21 protein-coding genes and 1 tRNA gene are annotated in these 16,767 nt (G+C 69.9%); 13 read left to right on the top strand and 9 right to left on the bottom strand.

Features of this window, described 5'->3' with window-relative positions; all coding sequences use genetic code 11:
- Positions 1 to 38: 38 nt before the first annotated feature.
- The 3 genes from ftsY to ACI2KI_RS13430 all read left to right on the top strand — a co-directional run bounded on the left by ftsY (position 39) and on the right by ACI2KI_RS13430 (position 2,475).
- The gene (ftsY, locus tag ACI2KI_RS13440; protein WP_404620817.1) at positions 39 to 974 is read left to right on the top strand and encodes a signal recognition particle-docking protein FtsY; all 936 of its coding nucleotides are present in this window, start codon (positions 39 to 41) and stop codon (positions 972 to 974) included.
- Between the two features lie 5 nt (positions 975 to 979).
- Entirely contained in the window at positions 980 to 1,624 is a 645-nt protein-coding gene (locus ACI2KI_RS13435) for an inner membrane-spanning protein YciB (RefSeq protein ID WP_404620815.1), read from the top strand.
- Positions 1,625 to 1,827: 203 nt separating this feature from the next.
- A complete protein-coding gene (locus ACI2KI_RS13430; RefSeq protein WP_404620813.1) occupies positions 1,828 to 2,475 on the top strand; it encodes a MarR family winged helix-turn-helix transcriptional regulator in 648 nt (215 codons plus the stop codon).
- On the opposite strand, the gene ACI2KI_RS13425 is transcribed toward ACI2KI_RS13430, so the two are convergent.
- The 5 genes from ACI2KI_RS13425 to ACI2KI_RS13405 all read right to left on the bottom strand — a co-directional run bounded on the left by ACI2KI_RS13425 (position 2,472) and on the right by ACI2KI_RS13405 (position 5,326).
- A complete protein-coding gene (locus tag ACI2KI_RS13425; protein ID WP_312064452.1) occupies positions 2,472 to 2,711 on the bottom strand; it encodes a hypothetical protein in 240 nt (79 codons plus the stop codon). The genes ACI2KI_RS13430 and ACI2KI_RS13425 overlap by 4 nt on opposite strands.
- Positions 2,712 to 2,782: 71 nt before the next feature.
- Positions 2,783 to 3,343 (bottom strand): DsbE family thiol:disulfide interchange protein, encoded by a 561-nt coding sequence (locus tag ACI2KI_RS13420; protein ID WP_404620811.1) that lies wholly within the window; start codon positions 3,341 to 3,343, stop codon positions 2,783 to 2,785.
- Positions 3,340 to 3,492, bottom strand: a complete 153-nt coding sequence (gene ccmD, locus ACI2KI_RS13415; RefSeq protein ID WP_404620809.1) for a heme exporter protein CcmD — start codon at positions 3,490 to 3,492, stop codon at positions 3,340 to 3,342. Before ccmD ends, ACI2KI_RS13420 begins: the two co-directional genes overlap by 4 nt.
- Positions 3,493 to 3,514: 22 nt before the next feature.
- On the bottom strand, positions 3,515 to 4,234 hold the full coding sequence (locus tag ACI2KI_RS13410; RefSeq protein WP_404620807.1) for a heme ABC transporter permease: 720 nt from the start codon (positions 4,232 to 4,234) through the stop codon (positions 3,515 to 3,517).
- A 66-nt stretch (positions 4,235 to 4,300) separates the two neighbouring features.
- A complete protein-coding gene (locus tag ACI2KI_RS13405; protein WP_404620805.1) occupies positions 4,301 to 5,326 on the bottom strand; it encodes an adenosine kinase in 1,026 nt (341 codons plus the stop codon).
- A 97-nt stretch (positions 5,327 to 5,423) separates the two neighbouring features.
- Here ACI2KI_RS13405 and ACI2KI_RS13400 point away from each other — a divergent pair, with 97 nt between their 5' ends.
- The gene (locus tag ACI2KI_RS13400) at positions 5,424 to 6,314 is read left to right on the top strand and encodes a RimK family alpha-L-glutamate ligase (protein ID WP_404620803.1); all 891 of its coding nucleotides are present in this window, start codon (positions 5,424 to 5,426) and stop codon (positions 6,312 to 6,314) included.
- Here the strand turns inward: ACI2KI_RS13400 and nth are convergent.
- On the bottom strand, positions 6,311 to 7,066 hold the full coding sequence (nth, locus tag ACI2KI_RS13395) for an endonuclease III (protein WP_404620801.1): 756 nt from the start codon (positions 7,064 to 7,066) through the stop codon (positions 6,311 to 6,313). The genes ACI2KI_RS13400 and nth overlap by 4 nt on opposite strands.
- A 137-nt stretch (positions 7,067 to 7,203) precedes the next feature.
- Between nth and ACI2KI_RS13390 the strand changes: the two genes are divergently transcribed.
- From ACI2KI_RS13390 to ACI2KI_RS13365, 6 genes are all read left to right on the top strand, one after another.
- The gene (locus ACI2KI_RS13390) at positions 7,204 to 8,316 is read left to right on the top strand and encodes an HlyD family secretion protein (RefSeq protein WP_404620799.1); all 1,113 of its coding nucleotides are present in this window, start codon (positions 7,204 to 7,206) and stop codon (positions 8,314 to 8,316) included.
- Positions 8,313 to 9,914: a DHA2 family efflux MFS transporter permease subunit gene (locus ACI2KI_RS13385; RefSeq protein ID WP_404620796.1), complete on the top strand. Its 1,602-nt coding sequence runs from the start codon at positions 8,313 to 8,315 to the stop codon at positions 9,912 to 9,914. The genes ACI2KI_RS13390 and ACI2KI_RS13385 overlap by 4 nt, the downstream gene beginning before the upstream one ends.
- Positions 9,914 to 10,513 carry a TetR/AcrR family transcriptional regulator gene (locus ACI2KI_RS13380; protein ID WP_404620794.1) on the top strand — a complete coding sequence of 200 codons (600 nt, stop codon included), beginning with the start codon at positions 9,914 to 9,916 and terminating at the stop codon, positions 10,511 to 10,513. The genes ACI2KI_RS13385 and ACI2KI_RS13380 overlap by 1 nt, the downstream gene beginning before the upstream one ends.
- An 86-nt stretch (positions 10,514 to 10,599) precedes the next feature.
- Positions 10,600 to 11,361: a creatininase family protein gene (locus tag ACI2KI_RS13375; RefSeq protein ID WP_404620792.1), complete on the top strand. Its 762-nt coding sequence runs from the start codon at positions 10,600 to 10,602 to the stop codon at positions 11,359 to 11,361.
- Positions 11,362 to 11,416: 55 nt separating this feature from the next.
- Entirely contained in the window at positions 11,417 to 11,878 is a 462-nt protein-coding gene (locus ACI2KI_RS13370; RefSeq protein WP_404620790.1) for a phasin family protein, read from the top strand.
- Positions 11,879 to 11,947: 69 nt separating this feature from the next.
- Positions 11,948 to 12,112, top strand: a complete 165-nt coding sequence (locus ACI2KI_RS13365) for a hypothetical protein (protein ID WP_404620788.1) — start codon at positions 11,948 to 11,950, stop codon at positions 12,110 to 12,112.
- Between the two features lie 195 nt (positions 12,113 to 12,307).
- Here ACI2KI_RS13365 and ACI2KI_RS13360 read toward each other — a convergent pair whose 3' ends face one another.
- From ACI2KI_RS13360 to tsaD, 3 genes are read right to left on the bottom strand one after another with little or no spacing between them, the layout of a single operon-like run.
- Positions 12,308 to 12,694: a Rieske (2Fe-2S) protein gene (locus ACI2KI_RS13360; protein WP_404620786.1), complete on the bottom strand. Its 387-nt coding sequence runs from the start codon at positions 12,692 to 12,694 to the stop codon at positions 12,308 to 12,310.
- On the bottom strand, positions 12,694 to 13,692 hold the full coding sequence (locus ACI2KI_RS13355) for an NAD(P)H-dependent glycerol-3-phosphate dehydrogenase (RefSeq protein WP_404620784.1): 999 nt from the start codon (positions 13,690 to 13,692) through the stop codon (positions 12,694 to 12,696). The genes ACI2KI_RS13360 and ACI2KI_RS13355 overlap by 1 nt, the downstream gene beginning before the upstream one ends.
- A gap of 41 nt (positions 13,693 to 13,733) precedes the next feature.
- Positions 13,734 to 14,870, bottom strand: coding sequence for a tRNA (adenosine(37)-N6)-threonylcarbamoyltransferase complex transferase subunit TsaD (gene tsaD / locus ACI2KI_RS13350; RefSeq protein ID WP_404620782.1), 1,137 nt, complete (start codon positions 14,868 to 14,870; stop codon positions 13,734 to 13,736).
- A gap of 50 nt (positions 14,871 to 14,920) precedes the next feature.
- Here tsaD and hemC point away from each other — a divergent pair, with 50 nt between their 5' ends.
- The 3 genes from hemC (at position 14,921) to ACI2KI_RS13335 (ending at position 16,694) form a co-directional block, all read left to right on the top strand.
- Positions 14,921 to 15,871: a hydroxymethylbilane synthase gene (hemC, locus tag ACI2KI_RS13345; protein WP_404620780.1), complete on the top strand. Its 951-nt coding sequence runs from the start codon at positions 14,921 to 14,923 to the stop codon at positions 15,869 to 15,871.
- A 3-nt stretch (positions 15,872 to 15,874) separates the two neighbouring features.
- Entirely contained in the window at positions 15,875 to 16,570 is a 696-nt protein-coding gene (locus ACI2KI_RS13340) for a uroporphyrinogen-III synthase (protein WP_404620778.1), read from the top strand.
- A gap of 48 nt (positions 16,571 to 16,618) precedes the next feature.
- Positions 16,619 to 16,694 (top strand) — tRNA-Thr (locus ACI2KI_RS13335).
- Positions 16,695 to 16,767 lie beyond the last annotated feature (73 nt).

Below are 16,767 nucleotides of genomic sequence, written 5' to 3'. Positions count from 1 at the left end.
TAGTGACCTGAGAACCGCTGTCGGCTAAGGCTCGCAGCATGAGCGATATGCCCAAAAAAGGCTGGTTCCAGCGACTGAGCGCGGGTCTGTCCCGGTCTTCGAAACAGATGACCGATCAGGTCGTCTCGACCTTCGTGAAGGAGCCCCTGTCCGAAGAGGCGCTGGAGCGTCTGGAAGAACACCTGATCGAGAGCGACCTGGGCCCCGCCGCCTCGGCCCGCATCGTCGAACGCTTCCGCGCCTTACGCTTCGGCAAGAGCTCCGACGAGCGCGAGATCAAGGAGGCCCTGGCGGAGGCCGTGGCCGCCGAGTTGCTGCCGCGTCAGGCCAGCTTTGACCCCCTCAGCGGACCCAAGCCCTATGTCGTCCTCTTCGTGGGCGTGAACGGCTCGGGCAAGACCACGACCCTCGGCAAGATCGCGTCTGACCTGACGGCCAGGGGCGCCAAGGTGATGATCGTCGCCGGCGACACCTTCCGCGCCGCCGCCCGCGAACAGCTAAAGGTCTGGGCCGAACGCGCAGGGGCCGATTTCGAGAGCCGCCGCGACGGCGCCGACGCCGCCGGGCTGGCCTTCGACGCCTATACGAAAGCCAAGGCCGAGGGCTTCGACGTGGTCCTGATCGACACCGCCGGTCGCTTGCAGAACAAGTCGACCCTGATGGACGAACTGCTGAAGATCGTCCGCGTGCTCAAGAAGGTCGACGCCGACGCCCCGCACGAGACCCTGCTGGTGCTGGACGCCACCGTGGGCCGCAACGCCCTGGAGCAGGAAAAGATCTTCGGTCGCACCGCCTATGTCTCGGGCGTGGTCATGACCAAGCTGGACGGCACGGCGCGCGGCGGGGTCCTGGTCCCCGTGGCCCAGGCCTCGGACGCCCCGATCAAGCTGATCGGCGTCGGCGAGGGCGTCGACGACCTGCAAGCCTTCGACGCGCGCGCGTTTTCCCGATCACTGGTCGGGCTTGAGGACTAAAGCGTATGAGTGAAGCCGTCGAAACCAAACGCCCGCAGTGGATTCGTCAGGCCGTCGATTTCGGCGCCCTGATCGCCTTCATGGCCGCCTATTTCATCACCCGCGACATGATCAAGGCCACCTGGGTCCTGGTCATCGCCTCGGCCATCGCCCTGGCCGTCGGCTTCGTTCTGGAGCGGCGTCTTGCCCCCATGCCCCTGATCACCGGCGGCTTCGCCCTGGTCTTCGGCGCCCTGACCATCCTCACCGACGACGACCTGTTCGTGAAGCTGAAGCTGACGGTGCAGAACGGCCTGCTGGCCGCCGTGCTTCTCGGCTCGCTGCCGTTGAACAAGTCCCCGTTCAAGGCCCTTCTCGGCTCGGCCATCAAGGTGACGGACGCGGCCTGGCGCACGCTCACCTTCCGCTACGGGATCTATTTCCTCTGCGTCGCCGTGGCCAACGAGGTCTTCCGCAGCCCCGCCGCCGTCAACGCCATCTGGTCGGCGCTGAACCTGGGAACCCCCGACCCCAACGGCGTCTGGACCGGCTTCCGCGGCGTCCTGTGGATCGCCGCCTCCATCTTCGGCCTGTGCCAGGTGCCGCTGATCATGAAGAACATGATCAAGGACGAGGAGCCCGGCCCCATCTCGCCCGACACGGGACTGTAAGAGGCGCGGGAACCCTCCTGCGCCTCAGGGCCTCAAGTAGTGCGAAGCACGATAGGCCGACAGGAATGAGCGCAAAGCGCGGTAGGCCCAGACAAAATGTCTTCAAACCGTCAGGCTTTCCGTCGTCAAAGCGTAAAGCGCGGCTGTTAGCTGTCACGCCATGTCCGGCCCTCTCCTCGCGGTCGGAACGAGGATCGAAGACGATGGTCAAGTCAGGCAAGCAGGCGAAGATCAAGGGCGGGCTGGCGGAATCGCCCAGCCACCTGATGCACCGGGTGCTGCAGTTGGCGCTCGACATCTACGCCGAAGAGGCTGGCCCCGACGGCCTGACCCAGCGCCAGTTCGCGGTGCTGGAGGCGGTCTCGGTGCGTTCGGGCCTGACCCAGACCGATCTGGTCAAGGCCACGGGCATCGACCGCTCGACCCTGGCCGATCTGGTCGCCCGCATGACGACCAAGGGCTTGCTGGAACGCGAACGCTCGGCGCTGGACGCCCGCGCCAAGGCAGTTCGCCTGTCAGAGGCCGGTCAGGCCGCGCTCGAGGCCGCCCGCCCCCGCGTCGAGGCCGCCGACAAGCGCATCCTGGCCCTGCTGCCCAAGGCCAAACGCGGGGGCTTCCTCGACCTGCTCACCAGCCTGACCGACGCCGCCGACGCCGCCCCCGAACAGGCCAGGGCCGAAGCCAAGATCGCCAAGAAGGCGGCCAAGGAGGCCCGCAAGGCCGAAAAGGCGGCCAAGAAGGCGCTGGACAGCGCCAAGCCGAAAAAGAAGAAGAAGGTCGTCGAACCAGCGGCTGACGCGGTTACGATCGAGGCGGTGATCATCCCGCTCAAGGACGCCGCGAAGGCCTAGACCCGGATATCCAGCAAGGAGCCCGGCCGCTGATAGCGCGCGGTCGACGGGGCTTCCTGCGTCGACACCGACCGCACCGGCGTGTCCGCCCGCGTCTCGACCGGAGCGGCGGCGGGCGTCGGCGCGCTCATGCCCATGGCCGCGCGGAAGAAGGCGGATTGGGAGGTTCTCAGCGCATGGGCCGCGCCGCCTGCGGGAGGCGGGAAGGCCGGGCGGTCTGAAGGAATCGCGGACATGACCCGACGATCCGCCCAAAGGCTCTAGATATGGTTAATGCGCGATTCACCCTGTTTTGGGCGGGCGGGCTTTAGCGAACCGGCGCCTTCAGGGCGTCCACCAGCTTCTGCAAGTCCGCGTCGGTCAGCACCGGCCCCGACGACTTGGCGACGATGGTCCCATAGGCGTCCACCGCAAAGCTCTCCGGCACGCCTGAGACCCCCAGGTCCAGCCCCGCCCGCCCCTCGCGGTCCACCAAGACCAGGGCATAGGGGTCGCCCAGCTCATCGAGGAAGGCGCGGGTGGCGACCCGATCGTCCTTGTAGGCCACGCCGACGACGTTGATGCCCTGCGCCTTCAGCTTCATCAGCTGCGGGTGTTCCAGACGGCAGGGCGCGCACCAGCTGGCGAACAGGTTGACGATCATCGGCTTGCCCACGCCCGCCGTCTTCAGGTCCAGCCGCTGATCGGTCTCGACCTCGCCCTGCAGGATGGGCAGGACGGTCTCGGGGATGGGCTGGCCGACCAGGGCGTCAGGCTTGTACTCGCGCCCCTCGCCCGGCGCGCCGGACAGGTGGCCCAGCTGGATCATCATGAAGATCCCCAGCGCCGCCAGGGCCGCAATCGGGATCAGGGCGAACCAGCGGTTCATTTGCGGGCCTCTTCCAGCCGGGTCAGCTCTCGCTTCCAGCGCCGGGCGGCGACCAGGGCGCGCAGCGAAATGGCGGCGAGCGCCACGGCGCTGATGGCCCAGGACGACCAGACGAAGACGCCATAGGGGCTCATGTCGAGATCCAGCATCGGCGGCTCCTTAGGCTTCCAATCAGGCTTCTTGCGCCGCGCGGGCGCGCAGGGAAAGGACGCGGCGACGGCGCACCTCGGTGCGGATCGAGGTCAGCCAGACGGCTCCGAACAGCATCCCATAGGCCGCCATCATGGTCAGCAGGGGCGCCAGATAGGCCGGGTCCAGACTGGTCCCGCCCGCGCGCAGCAGCGAGGCCGGCTGATGCAGGGTGTTCCACCAGTCGACCGAGAACTTGACGATGGGCAGGTTGATCAGCCCGACCAGACCCAGGACCGCAGCGGCGCGTCCGGCCTTGGCCTCATCGTCGATCGAGGCGCGCAGGGCCATGTAGCCGAGGTAAAACAGGAACAGCACCAGCACGCTGGTCAGCCGTGCGTCCCACACCCACCAGGTCCCCCACATGGGCTGGCCCCACAAGGAGCCGGTGATCAGGGCCAGACCCGTCAGCACCGCGCCCGGCAGCGCGGCGGCGCGGGCGGCGGCGTCGGCCAGCGGATGGCGGAAGACCAGGGCGAAGAAGCTGGAGACGCCCAGGGCCGCATAGGCCCCCAGCCCCAGGGTCGCGGCGGGCACATGGATGAACATGATCCGCACCGTGTCGCCCTGCTGATAGTCGGCGGGCGCGGTGAAGCTGAGCCAGGTTCCGACCGCCAGCAGGACAAGCGCCAGCCCCCACAGCACCGGCGTGACCGGGCGGGTGAAGCGCATGAAGCGGTCGGGATTGGCGAGGCCGAACATGGTCCGCCGATTACGCGGCGCGACGGGGAACGGCAAGCGCCCCCCGCGCACAGCCCTTGATCGCGATCAGAGCTTGAGCCCGTGCTCGCCGGCCAGGGCCTCCAGCTTGACCATCGGACGCGGGCCCCAGTGGGCGATGACTTCCGAGGCGGCCAGCGACCCCAGGGCGCCGGCTTCGGCCAGCGACAGGCCGCGCGCGAGACCCAGCAGGACGCCGGCGGCGTACTGGTCGCCCGCGCCCGTGGTGTCGACCACCTTGTCGACCGGGAAGGCGGCGACCTCGACCCGTTCTTTGCTGCGGAAGATGACCGAGCCCTTTTCGCCGCGCGTCACGGCGGCGACCTCGACGATGCGGCCCAGGTGGGCGGCGGCGTGATCGAAGTCCTCGGTCTCGAACAGGGCGTGCAGTTCGCCTTCATTGGCCAGGACAATGTCGGCCGAGGCCTCGATGAAGGCCAGCAGTTCGGCGCGCCAGCGGTGCACGACGAAGCTGTCCGACAGGGTGATGGCGACCTTGCGGCCCGCCGCGTGGGCGGCGGCGGCGGCGGCCTCGAAGGCGGCGCGGGCCGGGGCCGGGTCGAACAGATAGCCTTCCAGATAGACGATCTCGCTGGCGCCGATCAGCTCGGCGTCGATGTCAGCGACCGTCAGCTGGTTGGCCGCGCCGAGGAAGGTGCACATGGTGCGCTGGCCGTCGGGCGTGACGTTGATCAGGCAGCGGCCGGTGCCGAAGCCCGAGCCCGCGCCGCCTTCCAGCACCGGGGTGTCGAAGTGGACGTGGGCGGCGCGGATGTCGTGGGTGAAGACCTCGCCGAGCGTGTCTTTCGCGACCTTGCCGATATAGGCCGCGCGACCGCCGAACGAGCCGACGCCCGCCACCGTGTTGCCGGCCGACCCGCCCGAGGCCTCGACCCCCGCCGCCATGGCGTCATAGAGGGCCGCGCTCTGGGCCTCGTCCACCAGCTGCATCGAGCCGGGCGTCAGGCCCTGGGCCTCGAGGAAGGCGGGCTCGCACGGGCTCAGCACGTCGACGATGGCGTTGCCGACGGCGCAGACGTCGAAGCGGGCTGTGGAGATGGCGTTCTGGGTCATGCGCGCCCCATAGCGGGACAAGGGCCGCGACGCCAGCGCCGGGCTTTTCGACGCCGCCGAAAACAGCCTATGCAGGTCGCCTCCGAGGAGCAATCGCATGACCGAAGTCGCCGTCCTGACCCCCGACCCCGCCGACCCCTCCTACGCCGGGCAATGGCCGGGCGTGCTGGACCGACTGGCGGCGGCCCTGGCCACGGCGGGGATCAAGGCGCGTCCGACGCCCTGGACCGATCATGTCGACAGCGCCCACGGCCTGATGGACTTTCCCCTGGTCCTGCCCCTGATCGTCTGGGGCTACCACCGCGATCACGCGGCCTGGATGCAGGCCTGCGCGACCTGGGCCGAGGCGGGCGCGCCCCTGGCCAATCCGGCGGAAGTCCTGCGCTGGAACTCGGACAAGCGCTACCTGGCCCGGCTGGCGGAAAAGGGCGTGGCCATCCCGCCGACCATCTGGACCGACCACGCCAGCCCCGCCGTGGTCGAGGCCGCCTTCGCCGCCACCGGCGCCGAACAGCTGATCGTCAAGCCCACCGTGTCCGGCGGCGCCTGGCGCACGCTCAAGGTCGCGGCGGGGGACCTGCTGGAAGAGGTGCTGACCGACGCTCCGACCGGCGGGGCCATGATCCAGCCCTTCCTGCCGACCATCGCCACGGCTGGCGAGACCTCCCTCCTCTTCTTCGGCGGCGAACTGAGCCACGTGGTCAACAAGCGCCCGCCCCACGCCGACGAGTTCCGCATCCAGGTCCAGTACGGCGGCCAGTATCAACGGCTGGATCAGGCCCCCGAGGGCGCGCTCGCTCTGGCCGAACGGACGCTGGCGGCCATCGAAGAGCCCCTGCTCTACGCCCGCATCGACATGGTCCCCGACGCCGACGGCCAGTGGCTGCTGATGGAGGCCGAACTGATCGAGCCCGACTTCTATCTCGGCGCCGCGCCCGAGGCCGGCGCCCGCTTCGGCCGCGCGGTGGCGGACCGGCTGGGCCTCTAGACCCCGACGAAGGCCGACCGCGACGGACACAGGTCCGCGATGACGCAGGCCCCGCACTTGGGTCGCTGCGCCAGGCAGGTGTAGCGGCCGTGCAGGATCAGCCAGTGGTGGGCCTTAGGCAGCCAGGCCTCGGGCACCACCTTGTGCAACTGGAGCTCGACCTTGTCGGGCGTCGCGGCGTTGGCCAGCCCCAGCCGGTGCGAGACGCGGAAGACGTGGGTGTCCACGGCAATGGCCGGCTCAATGCCCAGTTCGTTCAGCACCACGCTGGCCGTCTTGCGCCCCACGCCCGGCAGGGCCTGAAGGTCGGCGCGGTTCAGCGGCACCTCGCCGCCGTGCTGCTCGACCAGCATCCGGGCCGCGGCGATGACGTTCCTCGCCTTGGTGCGATAGAGGCCGATCGAGGCGATCAGGGGGATCAGCCCCTCCTCTCCTAGCGCCAGCATCTTCTGCGGCGTGTCGGCCACGGCGAACAGGGCCTTGGTCGCCTTGTTGACCCCCACGTCGGTCGCCTGGGCCGACAGGGCGACGGCGACCACCAGGGTGTAGGGATTGACGAAATCCAGCTCGGTCTTGGGGTCCGGCATGACCCCCGACAGGCGGACGAAGATCTCCTCCACCCGATCCTCGTCCGGCGGCCAGCCGATCACGGCCCCGACCGGCGCCTTTTTCGGCGCACGCGAGCGCTTGCCGGGCGGCGGGCTGAGGGCGGCGCGGACAGCCTTGGACGGGGGACGCTGGCGGACGGTCATGCCTCCGCTTCGCCTTCCCCGCGCGCGGCGTCAACCGAACGGAATCGACACAGTGCGACAAAATCGCGCAGGCGCCTCTTGATTTATGGACGCTTCTGTCCATTTTACGCGCCGAAATCGAAGCGAGCTGTCTCCCCATGGCCCTCCCCGCCACTCTCAAGAAACGCCTGCCCCTGATCGTCGGCGGCGTCGTCGGCCTCGCCCTGATCGCCGGCGGCGTGGTCTGGTGGCAGGGCAAGCAACGCTGGGAGGCGACCGACAACGCCTTCGTCCAGGCCGACACCGTGTCGGTCAGCCCCCGCATCAGCGGCTCGGTGATCGAGGTCCTGGTCAGGGACAACCAGCGCGTCGAGGCCGGTCAGGTCCTGGCCCGTCTGGACGACGCCGACGCCAGGGCGGCGCTGGCACAGGCCCAGGCCAATCTGTCGGCCCTGACCGCCGCCGTGGCCAATGTCGACGCCCGCGCCGAGCAGGAACAGGCCAATATCGCCGCTCGCGCCGCCGCCGTGACCCAGGCCGACGCCCAGGCCAAGCTGGCCCGCGCCGAGGTCGATCGCTACGGCAAGCTGGCCGAGCAGGGCTGGGTGTCGCAGCAGCGCATCGAGACCCAGCGCGCCACCGCTGAAACCGCCCGCGCCTCGGTCGCCCAGGCCCAGGCCGCCCTGACCGCCGAACAGCGCACCGCCGCCGTCCTCGGCTCGACCCGCAGCCAGAGCGTCGCCGCCGTCGAGCAGGCCCGCGCCCTGGTCGAGCAGGCCCAGCTGACGCTCGACCGCACCGTCATCCGCGCCCCCGTCGCCGGCGTCGTCGGCGCTCGCGGCGTGCGCGTCGGCCAGGTGGTGCAGGCGGGCGGGCAGATGATGTCCATCGTGCCGGTGCAGGACACCTATGTGGTGGCCAACTTCAAGGAGACCCAGGTCGGCCGTATGCGTCTGGGCCAGACGGTCGAGATCAAGGCCGACGCCTTCCCCGGTCAGGCCATCGTCGGCCGCGTCGACAGCTTCGCCCCGGCCACCGGCTCTGAGTTCGCCCTGATCCCGGTCGAGAACGCCACCGGAAACTTCACCAAGATCACCCAGCGCGTCCCGGTCCGCATCGTCGTCGACCGCCGCGCCTCGGGCGAGCCCGTCACCCTGCGTCCCGGCCTGTCGGTCGAGGTCAAGGTCGATCTTAAGAGCCAGGGCGGCGCCGCCTTCGCCGACGCCCATCTGGGCGAGGTCGAGACCGCCTCTCTGGACGCGGGCCGGTGAGAGACGGCGTCCTCCCGGCCGACGGCGTCGCGGAGGTCCAGCCCGAGACCGCCAAGCCGGAGATCAACTGGACCGTCCTTCTACTCGGCTTCGCCGGCATGGTCATCGGCCAGTTCATGGCCATTCTGGACATCCAGATCGTCGCCGCCTCCCTGCCCCAGATTCAGGCCGGGGTCGGCGCCTCGGCCGACGAGATCAGCTGGATCCAGACCGCCTATCTGATCCCCGAGGTCGTGATGATCCCCCTGTCGGGATACCTGTCGCGGCTGTGGGGCACGCAGAAGCTGTTCCTGGCCTCCTGCACCGGCTTCCTGATCATGAGCGTGGTCGTGGGCCTGTCGTCCTCGGTCGAGATGATGATCTTCTTCCGCGCGCTGCAGGGCTTCCTCGGCGGGGCCATGATCCCGACCGTCTTCGCCGTGGCCTTCACCGCCTTCCCGCCCGAGAAGCGCGTCACCGCCAGCGTCATCATGGGTCTGATCGTCACCCTGGCCCCGACCGTCGGCCCGACCCTGGGCGGCCACCTGACCGAGGCGCTCAGCTGGCGCTGGCTCTTCTTCATCAACGTCTTCCCCGGCGTGCTCGTCCTCTTCCTGGTCAGCCGCTACGCCCATTTCGACAAGGGCGACCCGTCGCTGGCCAAGGGCTTCGACTGGTGGGGGCTGGGCCTGATGGCGGCCTTCCTCATGAGCCTGCAATTCGTGCTGGAGGAAGGGGCTAAAAATGACTGGTTCGCCGACGACCACATCCTGCTGCTCAGCCTGGTCGCGGCCATCTGCGGCCCGGCCTTCATCTGGCGCTCGCTGACCTACTTCAACCCGATCGTCGAGCTGCGCGCCTTCGCCAACCGCAACTTCGTCGTCGGGGTCGTCATGACCTTCATCGTCGGCGCGGCCCTGTTCGGCGGCACCTTCCTGCTGCCCCTTTTCCTCGGCCGGGTGCGCGAATATTCGGCGGCCGAGGTCGGCACCACCATGGTCGTCTCGGGGCTGGCCATGTTCCTCACCGCCCCCTTCGCCGGGCGGCTGGTGCGCGCCGTCGACCCCCGCATCCTGATGTTCCTCGGCTTCATGCTGTGCGCCTGGGGCATGTGGGACGCGAGACTGGTGACCGGAGACTGGGGCTTCTGGGAGTTCGCCGGGGTTCAGGCCGTGCGCGGCTGCGGCGTCATGATCGCCATGATCGCCTCGCAGCAGGTGACCATGTCCACCCTGCCGCCGCACATGGTCAAGAACGCCTCGGGCCTGGTGAACCTGTCGCGCAACGTCGGCGGCGCCTTCGGCCTGGCCATTCTCAACACCTCCCTGACCCAGAACTCCGCCCTGCACATGGTCGAGCTGACCAGCGCCATCAACCAGTCTGACACGGCGGCGCGCAACATGATCGCCGGCATGGCCCAGCGCTTCTCGGCCTCCATCGACCCCCAGGCCGCCGCGATGAAGGCCTTCTACGGCATGCTGCAGAAGCAGGCGACGACCCTGGCCTTCGGCGACGCCTTCGCCCTGCTGGCGGTGGCCTGCGCCTGCGCCGCCTTTGTCACCCTGCTGTCCAAGCCCGGCAAGCCCGATCCCTCGGCCGGCCCGTCCGAGGTCCACTGATGCCCCGCGCCCCCGGTCAGGTCGACGAACACAAGAGCGAAGCCATCCTCCAGGCCGCCTCGGACCTGTTCGTGGAAAAGGGCGCGGGCGCCTCGATGACCGAGATCGCCCGGCGCGCCGGCGTGTCGAAACAGACCCTCTACAACCGCTTTCCGAGCAAGCTCGACATCGCCCGCGCCCTGGCCGCCCGGCGCTCGGACGCGGTGACGGCGCCGCTGAAATCCGGAGCCGCGCCCGAAGAGGTTCTGAGCGCCATCGCCGAGACCCTGATCCGCAAGATCTGCAGCGAGGGCAAGGGCGCCTCCCTGCGCGGCGTGGCCCTGATGTCGCCCCAGGCCCCTGAACTGGCCCGCGCCATCTACGACGCCGGACCGGGCGAGAGCGTGCGCCGCATCGCCGCCTGGCTGGCCGAGCAGGAACGACTGGGCCTGTTGTCCGTGCCCGATCCCGCCGCCGCCGCCGAGATGTTCGCCGGCATGGTCCTGGGCCACGGCCACCTGCGGTCGGTCCTGGGCCTGCCGCACCCGCATCAAGACGACGTCCCGGGTCGCGCCCGCGAGACGGCCCGCCGCTTCATCCGCGCCTTCGCTCCAACCTAGGCGCCAACCCGCGCGCGGCGTTTGGCCCTTTCGCCGGATCGTCGTAAAGCGCCGAGGTCTTTCTGCCCCCCTCGCGGAGTTCCCCCATGCTGATCCACCTGTCGTCCTGGCCCGAAATCGACGCGCGCCTGAAGGACGGCGCCGCCCTGTCCAAGACCGTCATCGTGCCGATCGGCTCCAACGAGCAGCACGGCCCGACCGGCCTGCTGGGCACCGACTGGCTCTGTCCCGAGATCATCGCCCACGCCGCCGAGAAGGGCGACCAGCGCCTGATCATCGCCCCGACCTTCAACATCGGCATGGCCCAGCATCACCTGGCCTTCCCCGGCACCATCAGCCTGCGCCCCTCGACCTTCATGGCCGCGATCACCGACTGGGTGTCGTCGCTGGCCCGTCATGGCTTCGAGCGCATCTATTTCCTCAACGGCCACGGCGGCAACGTCGCCACCATCGAGGCCACCTTCTCGGAAATCTACGCCGAGTGGTCCTTCGTCGAGGAGCAACCTCCGTTTGTCCTGAAGCTGCGCAACTGGTGGGACCTGCCCGGCGTGCACAAGCTGTGCGAGGAGATCTTCCCGGTCGGCCACGGCGCCCACGCCACTCCGTCCGAGATCGCGGTGACCCAGGCCGCCTATCCCGACCACATCAAGATCGCCGACTACAGCCCCAAGATCGCCCCCATGGGCCCGATCCGCGACGCGCTCGACTACCGCGCCCGCTTCCCTGACGGCCGCATCGGCTCGGACCCGGCCCAGGCCAGCCCCGAGAAGGGCCAGCGCATCATCGACGCCTCCGTCCCGGCGCTGATCCAGGACGTTTCGGCCTTCGCCGCCGAAGTCCTGCCCTGAAGCTAAGGGGCCTGATCCGCTTGCCCCGCGAGCGGAACAGGCCCAGGCTCGCCGCATGAACCCCATTGCTCGCGCCGCCCGCACCGCCCGCGCCGGACAGGAGACCGCCGAGGCCTCGGCCCAGGTCATCGCCCGCCGTCTGGCCATCATGGGCGAGGCCCTGGCCGATCCCCTGAACGCGGATCACGCCGAACTGGGGCGGATGGGCGTGGAAAAGGTCGAGGCCCTGACGGCCTCGGCGGGGGCTGTGGCGGCGGGCGCCCTCGATCTGGCCGATCAGGGCCGCCGCATCGCCGACCGCGAGGGTCTTGAGGCCTCGGCCCATCTGGCGCGGCTGGCCGGCGCCGACAGCCTGGCGGGCGCCGCGGCCCTGCAGGCCGCCTGGGGCATGGGCGTCTGGTCGCGCGCCCTTTCCGACAGCTGGACCATGGGCGAGTCTATGCTGAAGCTTCAGGCCCAGGCCCTGTCGCCGATCCACGCCGCCGCCGTGGCCAACGCCAGGCGCCTGAAGACCTAGTCAAGCCGCCGTGATGGAACGGCGATGCACGGCCCGTGTTGCTTGCTGTAGTCCAGCAAGGAGCCCGACATGGCCGAGCAAGACCCGAAAAAGACCGATTCCCATCCCGGCATGATGGGCGACGGCACAGAGGAACAGAACCTCAACCAGCCCGGCGACCCGTCCAAGCGGATCACCGAGGAAGAGGTCGACGACGCCTTCACCAAGGACCCGAAGATCGTCCCGAAGGAATAGCGACGGCGCCCGCTCTACCCCCGTAACCTCCTCCCGTCATCCTCGGGCTTGACCCGAGGATCGGGCGTCCCGCACGCAGCCGGCGTCAAGTTGATTACGGGCGAGTTTCCCTCTCGCCGAAGCGGAGCCGACGGCTCGATCCTCGGGTCAAGCCCGAGGATGACGGCGGAGATGGGAGGCGCGGTCTAGATCACCTCAAGCCGTGCGGATGATCCCGCCGCGCGCCTCAACCGGCCAGGGCGTCAGCTTGCCGCCCGCGCAGGGGCCGCCGACGCAGGCGCCCGACAGCGGCTCGAACACCGCCCCGTGCCAGCCGCACATGATCAGCGCGCCGTCCGGCGTCAGATAGCGGTCCAGCTCCATGGCGATGGGGAAGCCCGCGTGCGGGCAGCGGTCGACCCAACCGGCCACCGCGCCGTCCTTCTTCACCACGAAACCGTGGAAGAAGGCCTCGCCGATCTGCAGCACAAAGCCGCGCGAGCCGGGGTCGGCGATGTCGGCCTCGGCGCACAGGGGCACGTTCGGCGGCGTCTTCCAGACGCGCTTGCGCTCTTCCGGCGCCGCTTCCTCGGCTTCAGACACTATTCGCGTTCGGGCTTGAGCGGTCGGGTCAGCAGGGCCTCGATGGCCGCGTCCACCGTGGTCTCGCCCGCCAGGACGGCGGCGACCGCCTCGCAGATGGGGGTCTCGACGCCCAGCTTGCGGGTCAGCTCGCGCACCGCGGGCGCGCTCTCATAGCCCTCGGCCACCGACCGCTTGCCGGCCAGGGCCTGCTCCACGCTCATCCCCTGCCCCAGGGCGAGGCCCAGGCTCATGTTGCGCGACTGCGGGCTGGAGCAGGTCAGGACCAGATCGCCCAGACCGCACAGGCCGGCGACCGTCTCGGCCTTGCCGCCCAGGGCCTGGGCCACGCGGACGATCTCGGCGAAACCGCGCGTGATGACGGCGGCGTGGGCGCTGCGGCCCAGTTCGCGGCCCTCGACGATGCCGCAGGCGATGGCCAGGACGTTCTTCAACGCCCCGCCCGTCTCGGCCCCGATCAGGTCGTCGGCCAGATAGGGGCGGAATACCGGCCCCGACAGGGCCGTGGCCAGGGCGACCGCCATGTCCTCGTCCTCGCAGGCGATGGTGACGGCGCTGGGCAGGCCGCGCGCCACCTCGGCGGCGAAGCTGGGGCCCGACAGGACGGCAGGGGTCGCCGAGGGGATGGTCTCGGCCAGCACCTCGGTCATCAGCTTCAGCGAGCCGCGCTCGACGCCCTTGGCGCACAGGACGATGGGCAGACCGGGCCGGGCATAGGGTGCAAAAGCCGTCAGCGTCGCCCGCATATGCTGGGCCGGCGGCACCGCCAGAATCAGATCGCAGTCAGCCAGATCGGCCAGGTTCGAGGTGACGTTGATGGCCGAGTCCAGCTCGATCCCCGGCAGGAAGGCGTCGTTGACCCGCCGCGCGCGGATGCTTTCGATGACCTCGGGCTCACGCGCCTGCAGGACGACCGCCAGGCCCGCCGCCGCCGCGCTCTGCGCCAGGGCCGTGCCCCATGCGCCGCCGCCAATCACGCCTGCCGTATGAAATTCCATGTCTTCTCCGGTCCCCCGACCACCGCCCGAACGCCAGGCCCTCAAGCCTTGGCGCCCTTGCGGCCCATTTTCTTGTGCACAGGATCGGCGTTCGCGCGCGCCTCGTCCAGAGGCCATCGCGGCCGGGCGGCGACATCGATGTCCGAGGTCAGGCCTTTTTCCAGCCGCTCCGCCCCCGCCAAGGCGATCATGGCCGCGTTGTCGGTGCAATAGACCATGGGCGGCGCCAGGAAGCTGAAGCCGTGCTTCGTCGCCAGATCCTCCAGCGTGCGCCGGATCGTCTTGTTGGCCGCCACCCCGCCCGCGACAACGAAGTGCAAAGCCTCATGCTGTTCCGCATAGGCCAGCATGGCCCGCTCGGTCCGCTCGGCCAGCTGGCGCGCGATGGCCTTCTGCACCGCATCGGCCAGATCGGCCTTGTCCTGCTCGCTCGTACAGGTCTGGGCCAGCCGCGAGGCCGCCGTCTTCAGGCCCGAGAAGGAGAAGTCGCAGTCCTTGCGTCCCAGCAGGGCGCGCGGCAGGTCGAAGCGCGATCCGTCCCCGGACGCCGCCAGTTTTTCCAGCGCCGGCCCGCCGGGGTAGCCCAGCCCCATGGCCTTGGCGATCTTGTCGAAGGCCTCGCCCGCCGCGTCGTCGATGGTCGTGCCCAGCCGGCTCATGTCGCCGATGCCGCGCACCTCCAGCAACTGACAATGCCCGCCCGAGACCAGCAGCAGCAGGAAGGGATAGCTCGTCTCCGCCCCCAGCCGCGCCGACACCGCATGGCCTTCCAGGTGATTGACCGCGATCAGCGGCAGGTCGCGCGCCAAGGCCACGGCCTTGCCGTAGCTCAGCCCCACCATGACCCCGCCGACCAGCCCCGGCCCGGCGGTCGCCGCCACCCCGTCCAGCGCCGCATAGTCGATCCCGGCCTCGCTCATGGCCCGGCGGGCGACGCCGTCGATCATCTCGACATGGCTGCGCGCGGCGATTTCCGGCACCACCCCGCCGAAAGCCGCGTGCTCGTCGATCTGGCTGTGAATGACGCTGGACAGGACCTCGGCCCCGGCCGCCGACAGGCGCACCACCGAGGCGGCGGTCTCGTCGCAGCTGGTCTCCAGACCCAGCACGGTCAATCCGTCCGACCGCCGTTCGGTTGCCCCCGTCGTTCCGCTGCTATAGTCCGCGCCAGTGTTCATCGGGTCGAGGTAGCGGCCCGGTTCCCCTTTCGCAACGGCTGCGCGACCTCATGACCCCGCTTCTCCGCATCGGCACCCGCCGCTCCAGGCTGGCCCTGGCCCAGTCCGGCATGATGCAGCGCGCCATCGGGCGCGCGCTGGGCGTCGCCGAGGCCGACATCGAAACCCTGGTCCCCCTGGTCGAGATCGTGACCACCGGCGACCGGATTCAGGACCGCCGTCTGCTGGAAGTCGGCGGCAAGGCCCTGTTCACCAAGGAGATCGAGGAGGCCCTGCTCGACGGCCGCGTCGACGTCGCCGTCCACTCGATGAAGGACGTCCCCGCCGAACAGCCCGAGGGGCTGGCCATCGCCGCCGTCCCCGAGCGCGAAGACGCCCGCGACGGCTTCATCAGCGAGCATTTCGCCAGCTTCGCCGATCTGCCCCACGGCGCCCGTCTGGGCACCGCCTCGCTGCGGCGGCAAGCGCAAGCCCTGGCCCTGCGCCCCGACCTGCAGATCGAGATGCTGCGCGGCAATGTCGACACCCGGCTGAAACGGCTCAAGGACGGCGACTTCGACGCCATCCTCCTGGCCTGCTCGGGCCTGAACCGTCTCGGCTTCTCCGAGGTCATCCGCGAGCGTCTGTCGCTCGACGCCTTCCTGCCCGCCCCGGGCCAGGGCGCCCTGGCCATCCAGACGCGCGAGGGCGACGCATCCGCCGACTGGACCCGCGTCCTCAACCACGACCTGACCGCCCTGGCCGTCGCCGCCGAGCGCGGCGCCATGACCGCGCTGGAAGGCTCGTGCCGCACCGCCATCGGCGCCTACGCCCTGATCGAGAACGGGACCCTGCGCCTGACCACGGAAATGCTCAGCCCCGACGGCTCGGCCCGTTGGCGCCGCGTCGGGGAAATCTCGGGCGTTTCGTCCTCAACCGCCCTCGACCACGCTCGCGCCCTCGGCCTGCGTCTCGGTGGCGAGGTCCAGGCCGAGGCCGGCGACCAGAAGATCGACCTCTAGGCCATGCGGCCGATCCGCCGCATCTGGATCACCCGCGCCCAGCCCGGCGCCGCGCGCACCGCCGCCCGGCTGACGGCGCTCGGCTTCGAGCCTGTGGTCGCCCCCCTGCTGGCCATCCGCCCCCTGCCCGACGCCCTCGACGCCGCGCCTGACTTCGCCTCGGTCGCGGCCCTGGCCTTCACCAGCCCCAACGGCGTCTCCGCCTTCGCCGCCCTGACGCCGGCCTTGCGCGACCTTCCCGTCTTCGCGGTCGGCGACGCCACCGCCGAGGCCGCCCGCGAGGCCGACTTCACCGACGCCCGCTCGGCCGCCGGCGACATCCACGCCCTCGCCCGCCTCATCGCCGCCAGCCCGATCCAGGGCCTGATCCTCGCCCCCGGCGCCCGCGAGCCCGCCGGCGACCTGCCTGCTCTCCTGCCCGAACGCGCCGTCCGACGCCTGCCGGTCTACGCCGCCGAGGAGACCGACGCCGACACGCCCGCCGATTTCGACGCCGTCCTGCTGCATTCCCCCCGCGCCGCCCGCGCCTTCGCCCGCATCGCGACACCCGAGATCGCCGCAAACCGGCTCGCCGTCTGCATTTCCGCCGCCGCTGCAGCCCCGCTGACGGCCTTCAGCTTCACCGAAATCCGCACCGCCGACGCCCCGGATGAAAACTCCGTGCTGACAGCGCTTGGCAAGTCCGTCGGACCCGTATAAAGACCCGACCTCGCGCGGCCACTGACACTCGTCAGGCCGCCGACCGGAGCCGCTTTAGCTCAGCCGGTAGAGCACATCATTCGTAATGATGGGGTCAGGTGTTCGAGTCACCTAAGCGGCACCACTCTCTTCAGACAGCCTGAATCGTTTTCGACCCGATCGCCTGGGGCCAGCCTGCGTGCGCGCCGTATTGCGCC

Origin of the sequence: Brevundimonas sp. NPDC046655 (assembly GCF_044901625.1) — a bacterium.
In the GTDB taxonomy this organism is placed as follows: Bacteria; Pseudomonadota; Alphaproteobacteria; order Caulobacterales; family Caulobacteraceae; genus Brevundimonas.
Note: the sequence above shows the minus strand (reverse complement) of the source record. Positions and strands in the feature narration are given on the sequence as shown.

Coding starts and splice junctions, on each gene's coding strand:
- ftsY (WP_404620817.1), top strand. CDS start 39: ATGAGCGATATGCCCAAAAAAGGCTGGTTCCAGCGACTGAGCGCGGGT.
- ACI2KI_RS13435 (WP_404620815.1), top strand. CDS start 980: ATGAGTGAAGCCGTCGAAACCAAACGCCCGCAGTGGATTCGTCAGGCC.
- ACI2KI_RS13430 (WP_404620813.1), top strand. CDS start 1,828: ATGGTCAAGTCAGGCAAGCAGGCGAAGATCAAGGGCGGGCTGGCGGAA.
- ACI2KI_RS13425 (WP_312064452.1), bottom strand. CDS start 2,711: ATGTCCGCGATTCCTTCAGACCGCCCGGCCTTCCCGCCTCCCGCAGGC.
- ACI2KI_RS13420 (WP_404620811.1), bottom strand. CDS start 3,343: ATGAACCGCTGGTTCGCCCTGATCCCGATTGCGGCCCTGGCGGCGCTG.
- ccmD (WP_404620809.1), bottom strand. CDS start 3,492: ATGCTGGATCTCGACATGAGCCCCTATGGCGTCTTCGTCTGGTCGTCC.
- ACI2KI_RS13410 (WP_404620807.1), bottom strand. CDS start 4,234: ATGTTCGGCCTCGCCAATCCCGACCGCTTCATGCGCTTCACCCGCCCG.
- ACI2KI_RS13405 (WP_404620805.1), bottom strand. CDS start 5,326: ATGACCCAGAACGCCATCTCCACAGCCCGCTTCGACGTCTGCGCCGTC.
- ACI2KI_RS13400 (WP_404620803.1), top strand. CDS start 5,424: ATGACCGAAGTCGCCGTCCTGACCCCCGACCCCGCCGACCCCTCCTAC.
- nth (WP_404620801.1), bottom strand. CDS start 7,066: ATGACCGTCCGCCAGCGTCCCCCGTCCAAGGCTGTCCGCGCCGCCCTC.
- ACI2KI_RS13390 (WP_404620799.1), top strand. CDS start 7,204: ATGGCCCTCCCCGCCACTCTCAAGAAACGCCTGCCCCTGATCGTCGGC.
- ACI2KI_RS13380 (WP_404620794.1), top strand. CDS start 9,914: ATGCCCCGCGCCCCCGGTCAGGTCGACGAACACAAGAGCGAAGCCATC.
- ACI2KI_RS13375 (WP_404620792.1), top strand. CDS start 10,600: ATGCTGATCCACCTGTCGTCCTGGCCCGAAATCGACGCGCGCCTGAAG.
- ACI2KI_RS13370 (WP_404620790.1), top strand. CDS start 11,417: ATGAACCCCATTGCTCGCGCCGCCCGCACCGCCCGCGCCGGACAGGAG.
- ACI2KI_RS13365 (WP_404620788.1), top strand. CDS start 11,948: ATGGCCGAGCAAGACCCGAAAAAGACCGATTCCCATCCCGGCATGATG.
- ACI2KI_RS13355 (WP_404620784.1), bottom strand. CDS start 13,692: ATGGAATTTCATACGGCAGGCGTGATTGGCGGCGGCGCATGGGGCACG.
- tsaD (WP_404620782.1), bottom strand. CDS start 14,870: ATGAACACTGGCGCGGACTATAGCAGCGGAACGACGGGGGCAACCGAA.
- hemC (WP_404620780.1), top strand. CDS start 14,921: ATGACCCCGCTTCTCCGCATCGGCACCCGCCGCTCCAGGCTGGCCCTG.
- ACI2KI_RS13340 (WP_404620778.1), top strand. CDS start 15,875: ATGCGGCCGATCCGCCGCATCTGGATCACCCGCGCCCAGCCCGGCGCC.